At 68.3% G+C, this 12,331-nt stretch carries 11 protein-coding genes; 6 read left to right on the top strand and 5 right to left on the bottom strand.

Features of this window, described 5'->3' with window-relative positions; genetic code table 11:
• Positions 1-268 precede the first annotated feature (268 nt).
• A complete protein-coding gene (locus ACPCUW_RS27705) occupies positions 269-2,287 on the bottom strand; it encodes an AMP-binding protein (RefSeq protein ID WP_423428157.1) in 2,019 nt (672 codons plus the stop codon).
• A gap of 332 nt (positions 2,288-2,619) precedes the next feature.
• Between ACPCUW_RS27705 and ACPCUW_RS27710 the strand changes: the two genes are divergently transcribed.
• Positions 2,620-3,627 (top strand): alpha/beta hydrolase, encoded by a 1,008-nt coding sequence (locus tag ACPCUW_RS27710; RefSeq protein WP_423428083.1) that lies wholly within the window; start codon positions 2,620-2,622, stop codon positions 3,625-3,627.
• Between the two features lie 9 nt (positions 3,628-3,636).
• On the opposite strand, the gene ACPCUW_RS27715 is transcribed toward ACPCUW_RS27710, so the two are convergent.
• The 3 genes from ACPCUW_RS27715 to ACPCUW_RS27725 all read right to left on the bottom strand — a co-directional run bounded on the left by ACPCUW_RS27715 (position 3,637) and on the right by ACPCUW_RS27725 (position 6,264).
• Positions 3,637-4,449, bottom strand: coding sequence for an SAM-dependent methyltransferase (locus tag ACPCUW_RS27715; protein ID WP_169812447.1), 813 nt, complete (start codon positions 4,447-4,449; stop codon positions 3,637-3,639).
• A gap of 5 nt (positions 4,450-4,454) precedes the next feature.
• Complete coding sequence (locus ACPCUW_RS27720) at positions 4,455-5,753, bottom strand: diguanylate cyclase domain-containing protein (RefSeq protein WP_423428084.1); 1,299 nt, start codon at positions 5,751-5,753, stop codon at positions 4,455-4,457.
• 175 nt (positions 5,754-5,928) lie between these two features.
• Positions 5,929-6,264 carry a histone-like nucleoid-structuring protein Lsr2 gene (locus tag ACPCUW_RS27725; protein WP_030517270.1) on the bottom strand — a complete coding sequence of 112 codons (336 nt, stop codon included), beginning with the start codon at positions 6,262-6,264 and terminating at the stop codon, positions 5,929-5,931.
• A gap of 346 nt (positions 6,265-6,610) precedes the next feature.
• Between ACPCUW_RS27725 and ACPCUW_RS27730 the strand changes: the two genes are divergently transcribed.
• Both ACPCUW_RS27730 and ACPCUW_RS27735 read left to right on the top strand, forming a co-directional pair.
• The gene (locus tag ACPCUW_RS27730) at positions 6,611-7,624 is read left to right on the top strand and encodes a cation diffusion facilitator family transporter (protein ID WP_423428085.1); all 1,014 of its coding nucleotides are present in this window, start codon (positions 6,611-6,613) and stop codon (positions 7,622-7,624) included.
• Between the two features lie 68 nt (positions 7,625-7,692).
• Complete coding sequence (locus ACPCUW_RS27735) at positions 7,693-8,682, top strand: cytochrome c oxidase assembly protein (RefSeq protein ID WP_063016674.1); 990 nt, start codon at positions 7,693-7,695, stop codon at positions 8,680-8,682.
• 71 nt (positions 8,683-8,753) lie between these two features.
• On the opposite strand, the gene lexA is transcribed toward ACPCUW_RS27735, so the two are convergent.
• Positions 8,754-9,524 carry a transcriptional repressor LexA gene (lexA, locus tag ACPCUW_RS27740; RefSeq protein ID WP_030517267.1) on the bottom strand — a complete coding sequence of 257 codons (771 nt, stop codon included), beginning with the start codon at positions 9,522-9,524 and terminating at the stop codon, positions 8,754-8,756.
• 287 nt (positions 9,525-9,811) lie between these two features.
• On the opposite strand from lexA, the gene ACPCUW_RS27745 reads away from it, so the two are divergent.
• The 3 genes from ACPCUW_RS27745 (at position 9,812) to nrdR (ending at position 12,331) form a co-directional block, all read left to right on the top strand.
• Positions 9,812-10,303, top strand: coding sequence for a LysM peptidoglycan-binding domain-containing protein (locus ACPCUW_RS27745; protein WP_423428087.1), 492 nt, complete (start codon positions 9,812-9,814; stop codon positions 10,301-10,303).
• A 137-nt stretch (positions 10,304-10,440) separates the two neighbouring features.
• Positions 10,441-11,694: a hypothetical protein gene (locus ACPCUW_RS27750; protein WP_423428089.1), complete on the top strand. Its 1,254-nt coding sequence runs from the start codon at positions 10,441-10,443 to the stop codon at positions 11,692-11,694.
• A 160-nt stretch (positions 11,695-11,854) separates the two neighbouring features.
• The gene (gene nrdR / locus ACPCUW_RS27755; RefSeq protein ID WP_063016647.1) at positions 11,855-12,331 is read left to right on the top strand and encodes a transcriptional regulator NrdR; all 477 of its coding nucleotides are present in this window, start codon (positions 11,855-11,857) and stop codon (positions 12,329-12,331) included.

The following is a 12,331-nucleotide window of genomic DNA, read 5'->3' on the forward strand; positions in this document are numbered from 1 at the left end:
GCAATTGACCGGACATGGTCAAACTGGGGCGCGTCGAGCCGGCGGTGGCCTCGCCGGAAGCGCCCGGTGCGGCGACGGGCCCCCGGGACGCGGTAGACCCTGGCGAGGCGGCAGAACCCGGCGTGGCAACAGACATTGGCGAAAACTTCCTTCCCCGCCCGTTTACTGCGCTGCCTTTATAACGTAACCGTAACGAGACCCCGATGGATGTATTTCGCTCATCCTCGTGACAAATGAGGATGTCACCCGGGTGCGCGCTGGTGAGCGGTCACAACTCGGCCGCCGGTTGGAACGGACCGGTCAGGTCGGCGCTCCCGCCGATCAGCAGCCGCTTGAGCACCTTGCCGGTCTCACCGCGCGGCAGTGCCGACAGGAAGGTGACATCGCGCGGCACCGAGAACCTGCTCAGCCGGTTGCGGACGTAGGTGCGGATCATGTCCGGGTCCAGGCCCGAACCCTCGCGCTTGACGATGAACGCGGCCAGCCGCTGCCCGAATTCGTGGTCCGGCACCCCGATCACGGCCACATCGGCGATCTGCGGCAGATGTGACAGCGCCTCCTCCACCGGCCGCGGGAAGACGTTCTCACCGCCCGAGATGATCATCTCGTCGTCGCGGCCGGCGATGAACAGCCGCCCGTCGGCGTCCAGATACCCCAGATCGCCGGTGTCGAGCATGCCGTCGGTCTCGTCCGGCGGCGCCGAATTGACGTATCCGTCGAACAGCATGTGATTGCCCACGTAGATGCGTCCGGTCGCGCCGACCGGCACGGGCGTGCGATCCGGGCCCAGCACAGCGATTTTGGTGCCGAGTGGTGGCCGCCCGGCGGTGGTCGGCGCGGTCCGCAGATCCTCGGGCGTGGCGATGGTCGCCCACGACACCTCCGTGGAGCCGTAGATGTTGTAGAGCACATCGCCGTAGTTGTCGGCGAACCGCAGCACGGTGGCACCGGCCAGCGGCGCCCCGCAACTCGCCGCGATCCGCAGGCTGGAGGTGTCGTAGCGGGCCCGCACATGGGTCGGCAGGTCCAGGATCCGCTGCACCATGGTCGGCACCAGAATCACCGTGCCGACCCGGTTTTCGGCTATCCGGCGCAGGGTGTCGCGGGCATCGAACTGCTCGGGCAGCACGACGGTGGCGCGCAGCGCGGTACTCAACTGCAGGGCGGCCAGCCCCCAGGTGTGGAACAGCGGTGCCGGGATGAGCATGGTGTCGTTCATGCGCAGCGGAATGCGCGACAGTAGCGCCGCCACCGTGGCGAAGCCCTTGGCGTGCGGGCGGCGCGCACCCTTCGGGGTGCCGCTGGTCCCGGAGGTCAGCACGATCAACCGGCCCGGCCGCGCCGGTCTGTCGAAACCGTTGTCGCCCTCGGTGATCAGATCCTCGATGGTGGTGCGCCCGGGTGCGCCGTCGTCGGTGGCGATGCGCACGATGTCGGAATGCAGGTAGTGGATCAGTTCTTCCAGCTCGGCGTCGACGAAGACGTGCGCCAGCCGGTGCCGCTGCACGATTTCCTCGATCCGCCGGGCCGACAGGCCCGCGTTGAGCAGGATCGTGTCCACGCCGAGTTTGCCTGCCGCGACCATGGTTTCGACCATGCCGGCGTGATTGCGAGCCAGCAGGCCGATCGCGTCGCCGGTGCGCAGGCCCAGGCCGGCCATGCCGCCCGCCAGTGCGGTGCTGCGCCGGTCGATGTCGGCGAAGGTGCGACTGCGCCGATCGTCGACGACGGCGATGCGGTGGGGGGAATGCGCGGCCGCGGCCGCGTAGCCGCCGGCGAGATTGAAACCCCACCGGGCGAGTCCGCGCAACTGCCCGACACTGCGATCCGGCCGCGCCGTGTGCACCACGCCCGTTCCGAGGATGTGGCGAGCCACGTCCGCGCGCCGCCGCAGCGGAGAGTTCTCGCGGTTGATCACGACCGAAGTCGGTGCGGCCGTGACCAGTTCGCGCAGCCGCCGCAGCCCGGCGTCGAGCCAGGCCAGCGCGCCGGCGGTCGAGGCGCGCGCGGCGACCGGATGTATCCGGCCGGCGGCGAAACAGGTGATCACGACCCGGGTGCCGCCCTCGATATCGCGCAGCCGCACGGAGGCGAAACTTCCGGTCGCCGCGCAGTACAACTCGAAGGCCTCCCCGCGCGGGCCCACCCGCACAGTCAGCGAGAGCATCCGGATCTCGGTGTCGGCGGTTCCGATGCGCAGCTGCCACAGCGGCGCGCCGGCCACGGTCTCGAGCCGTTCACAGACGCCGATCCCGGTGAAGATGCGCGGATACAGCTGCGGGTCCATGAGCAGCTCCCAGACGGCGCTGCGCTCGACCGGCAGCTCGACGGCGGTGTCGAAAACCTCGGTAGCCAACTTCTTACACTTCTCGCGGGCCGGTTCTTCGAGCACACCGGCGGGAATTCCTTTGTAACCGGGATTGATTTCGCGCAGAAGATGCCTTGTGACAATTCCCGGAGCGCCCGGGGGCACGGTTGTGAGTTGGCCGCCGATCGTCCGATGCGTGATGTGCGTCGCAGTCCGGAACGGAACGTCGTCCACCGCCCCGATCGTTGAGCCAGCGGCTGTCCCGCGTCACAACGGTGCCGGACCCCGCCGGAAAAGGATGTGTGAGCTGGATGAGCAGGCGATTCGGGTCACGGTATCGGCGCCTGCCGGTGCTGTGCCTGGCGCTGGCGGCCGTGGTGGCGCTGTCGAGCGGCGTCGCCGCGGCGACCGACTCGGCGTCCGCGGACGGATCCCGGATCGACCGGATCATCGATACCGACGCCCGCCACGCCACGCTCGTCGTGTACTCGGCGGCCATGGACCGCACGATCAGCATGCGGGTACTGCGCCCGGTCGACACCTCGCGGCCGGCCCCGGTGCTGTATCTGCTCGACGGCGCGGAGGACGGTACCGGACCCGGCGGCATCGAAACCTCGTGGGAAACCCGCACCGACATCGACGCTTTCACCGCCGACAAGGACGTCACCGTGGTGAACATCCTCGACGGCCGCTACACGTACTACACCGATTGGCTCGCCGACGATCCGGTGCTGGGCCGCAACGAATGGACGACCTTCCTGACGCGGGAACTTCCGCCGCTCGTCGACGCCGCGCTGCGCACCTCGGGCCGCAATGCGATTGCGGGGGTGTCGATGTCGGCGACCTCGGTCCTCGCGCTGGCGCAGGCTGCTCCCGGGCTGTATGCCGCGGTGGGGTCGTTCAGCGGATGCGCCCAGACCGGAACCGATCCGGGCCGGCGCTTCGTGCAGGCGGTGGTGGCCTCCGGCGGCGGAAATCCGTGGAACATGTGGGGCCCGGACGGTTCGCCCGGCTGGAACGACGCCGATCCCAGCACCGCGGCGAATCTGGAAAAGCTCCGGGGGACAGAGCTTTTCGTGACCGCGGGGGTGCCGCGCCCCGGCGGTGCGACGAACGGCCCGGCTGTCGCCGATCCCGCCGGAGGCGGTGCGCTGGAATCGGTGGTCGCGCAGTGCACCCGGCGGCTGCAGGACGCGACCGAGGCTCTCGGAATTCCCGCCACCTACCGCTACACGCCGGGCGGGCTGCACGACTGGCCGTATTGGGAGCGGTCCCTGCACGAGGCGTGGCCGATGATCGCACGGGCGCTCGCCGATTAGCAGCCCGGATCAGGGCTTGCGGGCCACACCCGCATAGCCGTCGAGGGGCCGGACCTCCGGCAGGGGCTCGTCCGGATCCGGTCGCCACCGGGCCAGATATTCCAGACCGGGTTCGACCAGGACCAGATCGCCGAGCAGTTCCATGATCTCGGCGCGGGTGCGCAGCCGATCGCCCCGGCCGGTGACGCGTTCGGTCACCGCGAGCATGCGGTCCATCTGCTCGGGCGGTCCCTCGCTGGTCAGATGCGACAGCGCCAGATAACTTCCGGAGGCGATGGTGTCGCGCAGTCGTTCGAATACCGTCGCGGCCAGCGCATCGTCGGCGACGAAATGCAGCATCGATACGAGCAGGACGGCGACCGGCCGGTCGAAATCCAGCAGCTCCCGGACCTGCGGATGCTCCAGTACCCCATCGATATCGGTGAAATCGCCGTGCACCGCGGTGGCGTTCGGATTGTCGGCCAGCAGCTTGCGGCTCATGGTCACCGCGACCGGATCGATATCGACATAGACCACTCGCGCGCCCGGCACGACGCGCTGCGCGATCTCGTGCACGTTGCCCGCGGTCGGAATTCCGGAGCCCAGATCGAGGAATTGGTCGATACCCGCCTCGGCGAGAAAACCCACCGCACGCTGCAAAAACGCGCGGTTGGCGCGGGCCGTGCGCGGGACTTCGGGAATGACCTCGATCATTTGCGCGGCGACCGCCCGATCCACCTCGAAATTGGCGAATCCTCCGAGCAGATAGTCGTAAACTCGCGCCGGGCTGGGAATCCTGGGGTCGATGTCGTCGGCCGCCCAGTCGGGTAACAGAGGTTGCACGCAACTCATCCTAGGCCGCGCACCCGGGCGGCGACATCGGTCGCATGAAGGACCCAGCGGTTGCGTCCGCTGGCCTTCGCGCGATAGAGCCCGGCGTCGGCGGCATCGAGCAGCCGCTCGGCGTCGGTGCCGGTGACGGGGGTGACGATCGCGCCGATACAGGCCGAGATCATCAGGTCGTGGTTGTCGACGGGTATGGGTTCGGCCAGCGCGTCGAGCAGGCGCTGCGCGACCGTGGCGATGTGCTCGGTATCGCAGGTCGGCCGCACCAGCCCGACGAATTCGTCGCCGCCCACCCGGGCCAGCAGGATCGCCGGGACGGCCGCCGAGAGCCGGTCCGCGACGGCGACCAGCAGGCGATCGCCCACCCCGTGGCCGTAGGTGTCGTTGACCGATTTGAATCCGTCGAGGTCGATGAAACACAAGCCGATGCAATCCTCGGTCTCGGCGTCGGTGATGATGGTCGAGAGCACTTCCACCAGTTGCCGCCGATTCGGCAGGCCGGTGAGCGGATCCAGGCGGGCCTGGCGATGTAATTCGGCCTGCAATTCCCGCCGCTGTGTGGTGTCTTCGCCGACCACCAGCAGATAGGCCGCGCGCCCGCCGGTCGCCGGCACCAGGGTGATCGCCCAGGTGGCCCAGCCGTCGACACCTTCGGGCCGGGGATAGCGCAATTCCATCCGGACCGTGCCCGAGCCGGCGTGCAAAAGTTCGCCCAGCACGCGGCGCCGCAATTCCACTCGGTCGTCCGGATGGATCAGATCGGTGACCCCGCGTTCGAGCAGATACTCGCGGCTCACGCCCAGCATCGCGGCCATGGCCGGATTCACGTCGACCACCCGGCCTTCGGCGTCACCGATGCCGATGGCGATGGCGGCATTGTCGAATACCACCCGGAATCGCGCCTCGGCGGCATTGCGGGCATCGGCCATCGCCGAGTGCAACATTTCCTGATGCCGTGCCCGGGTGGCGAGTAACTCCTCGGTATATCCGCGGGCCATCTCACCCAGTACGGCGAGCACCCGATCGCCCGGGGGGAAGGCGGTGGTGGCCAGCGGCGTCAGCGCGCGGGCGGAGCGGGGCATGACCTGCGGATCGGTGAGGTTGGCGCGCACCAGCGCGGCGCCGATCGCGGCCGCGGGCGCCGCGTCGAACGGTTCCGCCCGCACGATGGTGACGAGCTGCTGGAGCAACCCCAGCAGCAGGTGCTCGAGCTCGCGCATGGACATAGGAACGAAACCGGTGTCGGCGATCGCGATACGCCATCGCCGAGCCAGTTCACCGACCCCGGTTTCCCCTGTCATGCACACCAACCCCGCCTCGGAACTACTCCCAGCGACTTGTGAGTACGGCGCGGCGCCGAACCAGAGAACCAGATTACCGCGCCGAGCGGGCCCGCAAGATCACGGCTGTGGCGTGATGCTGCGGGCCCGCTCGGTATGTACGGTGTGCGATCTCGGTGGAAAGATCGGATGCCGGCTACTTGCTCGCTTTGTGATAGGCGGCGACAACCTCGGAGGAAATGCGGCCGCGCGCGGAGACGTTATAGCCGTGTTTCTTGGCCCATTCCCGGATCGCCACCGTCTGCTCGCGGTCGGCCGCGGACTTCGTGCGGGTGCCGCCGCCGGACTTCAAGCGGCCGACCTTGCGGGCCTTTTCCGTCCAGGGTTCGAGTGCCCCGCGCAGCTTCCCGGCATTCAATGTCGACAGGTCGATTTCATACGCCACACCGTCGATCGAGAACTGCACGGTCTCATCCGCTTTGGACTTCCCGTCGTAATCATCGATGAGTGTGACGGTGACTTTCTTGGCCATGATCGAGCCCTTTCGCACTGACACGGAGCAACTGGGATTGTGTATACCGTACCGTAGTGCGACCGGCCGTAGTGAATCCGGTGCTATTCGGGCGTTTTCGATCGTGAATGTTCCCGGAATGCGAAAAGAATCGGCCGGACGCATTTAGTGCGGGCACGGCAAAAGTTATCGGAATGCTCGCGGTCTTCGGACACTACTCGGGAGTTCGGATCGTGCGGTTCGGATAAAGGGAGCGGTGCGCGGGTACCCGGCTGCCGGGCCTCGCGGCGCGCGGAGCAGGGGATATTGCACACATAGCGATGTATGCATATGATGACGAGCGAAGCGACGGAGAGGAGTTTCGGGCATGGGCGCCGGACATACACACGGCTCGGGCCACGGGCATGCGCACAGTCATGCGCACGCCACTCCCGACAGCGATCGGCGCTGGCTCGCCGGGGCGCTCGCGGTCATCGTGGTCTTCCTCCTCGGCGAGGTGGTCGTCGGTGTGGTGGCCGGATCACTGGCCCTGCTGTCGGATGCCGCGCACATGCTCACCGACGCCGCTTCGATCGCGTTGGCGCTGTGGGCAATTCGTCTCGCGGCGCGACCACCGGCCGGGCGGATGACCTTCGGCTGGAAGCGGGTCGAAATCCTGTCCGCGCAAGCCAACGGCCTGACGCTGCTGGTGTTGTCGGCCTGGCTGTTCTACGAGGCGATCCGCCGCCTGATCCAGCCGCCGTCGGTCACCGGGGGGCTCGTACTCGCCACAGCGCTCGTGGGTGTGGTCGTGAATCTCGCCGCCACCTGGATGATTTCCCGGGCCAATCGCAGCAGCCTGAATGTCGAGGGCGCGTTCCAGCACATCCTCACCGATCTCTACGCCTTCCTCGCGACCGCGGTGGCCGGAGTGATCATCATGGTCACCGGATTCGAACGCGCCGACGCGATAGCGACGCTCGTGGTGGTCGCGCTGATGGTCAAGGCGGGCGTCGGCCTGGTCCGCGCGTCGAGCCAGATATTCCTCGAGGCCGCCCCGGCCGATATCGACCCGGCTGCGGTGGGTGTGGGCATGGCCGCCCGTGACGGGGTGGTCGAGGTGCACGACCTGCACATCTGGGAAATCACCTCGGGGTCTCCGGCGCTCTCGGCGCACGTGCTGGTCGAGCCCGGCCGCGACTGTCATGCGGTGCGTCAGGATCTGGCGCAGTGGCTGGCCGCCGACCATCACATCGAGCACGCCACGCTGCAGGTGGATCACGCACAGCCCGAACTGATCGAACTCGGGGCCGGTTCGAGTGGCCACTGTGCTGAGTCGCACGGCCCCGCGCACCGGTCGCAGGGTGTCGCGCACGCCCACGAATCCGGTAATCGGAACTAACCGGACACCCCGCCGGACCGGCGCAAACGCCCCGGGACGCCGGGTGGATACTGGCTGCCGTGGGATGGATAGACACGCCGCTGACCGTGCAGTCCGTCATCGAGGAATGGCGCTGGGACACCTCGACCATCGTGGTGACCGCGGCGTTGGGGCTCGGCTACGGCCTGGCTCGCCGGCGCGCCGATCGGCGCGGTAGCACGGAGTCGGCGGGACGCAGCTGGGCGTTCGGCGCGGTCGGCCTCGGAGTGTGGTTGCTGACCGGCATCAGCGTGATCGGCGTGTACTCCGGGACCCTCTTCTGGATGCGGGCACTGCAGATCCTGCTGCTGCTCTACGTGGTTCCGTTCGGCCTGGCGACCGGGCGGCCGCTGACCGTGGTGCGGGATTCGCTGGGCGCGGCCGGACGAGCGAGGATGGAACGCGTGCTGGCCTCGGCGCCGGCGCGGGTGGTGACCTATCCGCTGGTCTCCTCGATCGCCATCCTGGCCACTCCCTGGCTGCTGATCCTGACCCCGTGGTACGAAGCCGTCCTGCGGCACGGCGTGGTCGATGCGCTCACCCGAATGCTGCTGGTGGCCGTCGGCTTCCTGTACTTCTATTCGCGGCTGCAGACCGATCCGGTGCCGCACCGCTATTCGCAGGCCCTCTCGTTGTTGATCACGGTTTTCGAGTCGCTGGCAGACGGGGTGCTGGGGTTGGTGCTGTGGTTCGGGCCGCTGGTCGCGGTGGACTACTACACCGAGGTGGGCCGGACGTGGGGCCCCGATCTGCGCATGGATCAGATCATCGGCGCGGGCATCATCTGGGTGCTCGGCGACGTGCTCGGCCTGCCCTACCTGCTGACGCTGATGCGATCGTGGGCGGCCGACGAACGACGCAACGCCGCGAAAATGGACGCCGAACTCGATGCGGCCGAAGAGCTTTCGGCGCCACCGGCCGACGCGGACGGGCGGACCTCGCCCGCGCCCGCCGCGGCGACGGCGAGCGCGGAGGCACCGGTCCAGAGCGGCCTGTGGTGGGAAAACGATCCCGTGCTGCGCGACCGCTTCCGGCGCTGACGGAATGCGCCCGTCCGGACGGCCACCGCTTCCTGCCGCCGGCCGGGCTGTCGCACCCGGATCTCGCGCACTCAGATCTTGCGGATCACCGTGACGACCTTGCCCAGGATCTGGGCGTCGTTACCGTCGATCGGATCGAACAGCGGGTTGTGCGGAATCAGCCAGACCTGGTCGCCGGTGCGTTTGAACGTCTTGACCGTCGCCTCGCCCTCGATCATCGCCGCGACGATATCGCCGTTGTCGGCGACATTCTGCTGGCGGACGACCACCCAGTCGCCGTCGCAGATCGCCGCGTCGACCATCGATTCGCCGACGACCTTCAGCAGGAACAGCGAACCCTCGCCGACCAGTTCGCGCGGCAGCGGGAACACGTCCTCGACGGCCTGTTCCGCGAGGATCGGCCCACCGGCGGCGATGCGGCCCAGCACCGGCACATAGGTGGGCGCCGGGGTCGCGTCGGAGGTTTCGGTCGCCACCGCGCGCAGCACCGGCGCGGCACCGGCCGCGCGCACGGCGGTCTCGTCCAGGCCGCGGACGTCGACCGCACGGGGACGGTTGGGATCGCGGCGCAGATACCCCTTGCGCTCGAGTGCCCGGAGCTGATGCGCGACCGAGGAGGTGGAGGTGAGTCCGACCGCATCGCCGATCTCGCGGATGCTCGGGGGATAGCCGCGTTCGTTCACCGAGGTCCGGATGACCTCGAGTACCTTTCGCTGGCGGACGGTGAGATCCGCTCCGTTGCCGGGGGTTTCGGTGTCACCGGCCGGCGCCGGGGCGCCGTCGGGGGAGACCGTGCCGCTTCCGGCCGCCTCCTCGTGTCCGACCACCGTACGTTCGCTCACGCTCGCCGTCCTCCATTCGTCTGTCTGCCGGGGCGTGTGTCTGCCGGGTTCTGCCGACGCCGGGTTCTGCCGGCGCCGCCGGATCGCGTGTTTCGAATGTAGTCCGCCCGCGGCCAGGTTTCAAACATCTGTTCGACGCATGTCGGCGTGGCTGGTGACTTTGTCGGTCCGGCGTGGTAAGAATTCGAACATCAGTTCGTCGAACAGATGAGCGAATACGCCACCACTCTCATATCCCTGTGATCCATCAGCCCAGCACTCGTCACAGCATTCATGGAGGTCGTCAGATGCGTACCGCGGTCGATGAATTCAGCACGATCGGCACCCGGACCGGTTCGGCCGGCGGTGCCCCCGTCCGCACCGTGCGGCCGGTCCGGCGCCACGGCCGGGCCGACCTGCGGCGTCCCCGCGGCCCGTATCGCCCGCACGCCGTGGCGGGCTACGACCGAGTGCCAGCCGCCGCGCCGGCCCGCGGGCCCCATCCGCTCCAGCGGGTGGAACAAGCCCGAATCGGACTCGCGACCCTCGCGGCGACCGCCCTGCTCACCGCGGCAGCGATCTGTGGATTGATGGGGGTGGCGCAGCTGCGCGACGCGGGTGGCCCGGCGTCCACACAGACCGTCCAGGTGCAGCCCGGTGAGTCGCTGGCCGACCTCGCGCTGCGGGTGGCGCCGGGAGATCCGGTGCGCGACACGGTGGCCCGCATCGTGGAGTTGAACGGATTACGCGGCGCCGAGGTGGCCGCCGGACGCACTCTCGTGGTTCCGGCATCGCGATAAAGCCGTGGTCGGAGGCCTGGATGACCGCGAATCCGCGTGGCCGGATTTATTGATCCAGAACTGAAACCTGTTGCTACCCTGCTCGGAATGTGATCGGGGCTACATTCGCCGCCAACAAATTTCGAGGACGAGGCATCATGGCGCACACCCTCCAGCGGGCGCTGCCGCGACTGTTCGCACACGCGGCCGCACTGCTCATCTGTTTCGTCATCGCCGGTGCCGCGGCGCCGGCGGTACACGCGGAGGCGGGATACACCGCATATCTGGACATTCCCGTGGTGAACGGGGCGGGGGAGAGCGCCGGTGGCCTGAATCCCGAGCTGCCGCTGGACATTTCGACGCTGCGCGCGGCGCTGGACCAGGCGCGCGCCGACGGAGTCGCACCGTCGCGGTATGCGGCACTGCTGCATCAGTATTGGCTCACAGTGGCGACCGCCGGTGCCGATATCGACCTGGCCGCGTGGGATCCGATCCGGGGAGTTGCCGCCAATTCGCGCACCTTCACCCAGGTCTACGTGAACTACCTGCGGCTGACGACCGCCCACCCCGAGTTCTACTGGACCGGGCTGGCCGGACTGGCGGGCGGCTCGTTCGCCTCCGGCTTCTTCGACATGAGCGACGTGGCAACAATTCTCAGCGTACCGGGTATTCATCAGCTCGGCGGCGCGGTCGCGGATCTGCTGCGAGCCACACCGCCGCAGCTCGTCGCGGCGCTACCCGCCGACATCCGGCTCCTGGCGAGCGAGGGGCCCCGGCTCACCGCCGAGGATCTGGCATGGTTCCAGACCCGGCTGATGATCATGCAGAAGCACATCTTCCTCGACCAGGTGCCGATGCACGAGGCCTATGTCGCGGGAGGGTTGCCCGCGATCGAGGAGATGTACGCCGCCGGCGTGCTCGACGACAATGCCGTCCAGGCCTGGCGCTCGCTCGCCACCGGCACGGTCACCGGATACAACGACGCGCTGATGCGGATGACCGATCGCGAACAAAATCAGATCATCGCCGATCAATGGGATGTGACATCGCAGGGGCGGGGCGCGATGGGCCGGGTGATGACCTACGTCAGCACCGTGGCGGCAAAGCCGGCGGTACCCGGCGTGCGCGCACCCGGTGTGTTCGCACCGACCACCGTCTCGGCGGAGGTCGACGGTCGCACGATCACGCTGCGCACCCCGTTGCCCGACTTCAACTGGGCCGACCGCGACCCGCGCTGGACTTACATCACCGGCGACCTGGTGCCGTGCTACGAACGGATGCAGGCCACTCCGGGTCTGGCCCGCCAGGTGCTGTCGGTGCCGTTCGCCGGTGATCTCGCCGCCGGACGATTGCTGAATCGCCTGCCGGATCTGCTCACCGACCTGACGAGCCAGTGGCAACTGACGGCGTGAGCGGGCCCGGTCGCGGATGCGCATGGGCCGTGCCGAACACCGTCCGGGTATCCTGAAAGACGCTCAGGACATACGTGGTGAGTGCGGCTGTATCGGCGGAACAAGGTCGAGGACAGGCAGCTCGTCGCGAACCGACGCAGGCATCGACGAAGGATCCCGGATGCATTGCCCGTACTGTCGGCACCCGGATTCGCGGGTGGTCGACTCGCGTGAGGCCGAGGAAGGCAGCGCGATCAGGCGCCGCCGCGCGTGTCCGCAGTGCGGTCGCCGCTTCACCACGGTCGAGACCGCGATCCTCTCGGTGGTCAAACGCAGCGGTGTCACCGAACCGTTCAGCCGCGAGAAGGTGATCCGTGGTGTCCGCCGCGCCTGCCAGGGGCGCGAGGTCGACGACGATGCCCTGAACCTGCTCGCCCAGCAGGTCGAGGATGCGGTGCGGGCGAAGGGCTCTCCGGAGGTGCCGAGCCACGAAGTCGGTCTGGCCATCCTCGGGCCGTTGCGCGATCTCGACGAGGTCGCCTATCTGCGTTTCGCGTCGGTCTACCGGTCCTTCAGCTCCGCCGACGATTTCGAACGCGAGATCGCCGATCTGCGCCGCCATCGCGCCGAACGATCGGTGAGCGCCGGCGCCGACTGA

The sequence above is a fragment of the Nocardia sp. AB354 genome, assembly GCF_049538315.1.
GTDB lineage: Bacteria > Actinomycetota > Actinomycetes > Mycobacteriales > Mycobacteriaceae > Nocardia > Nocardia nova.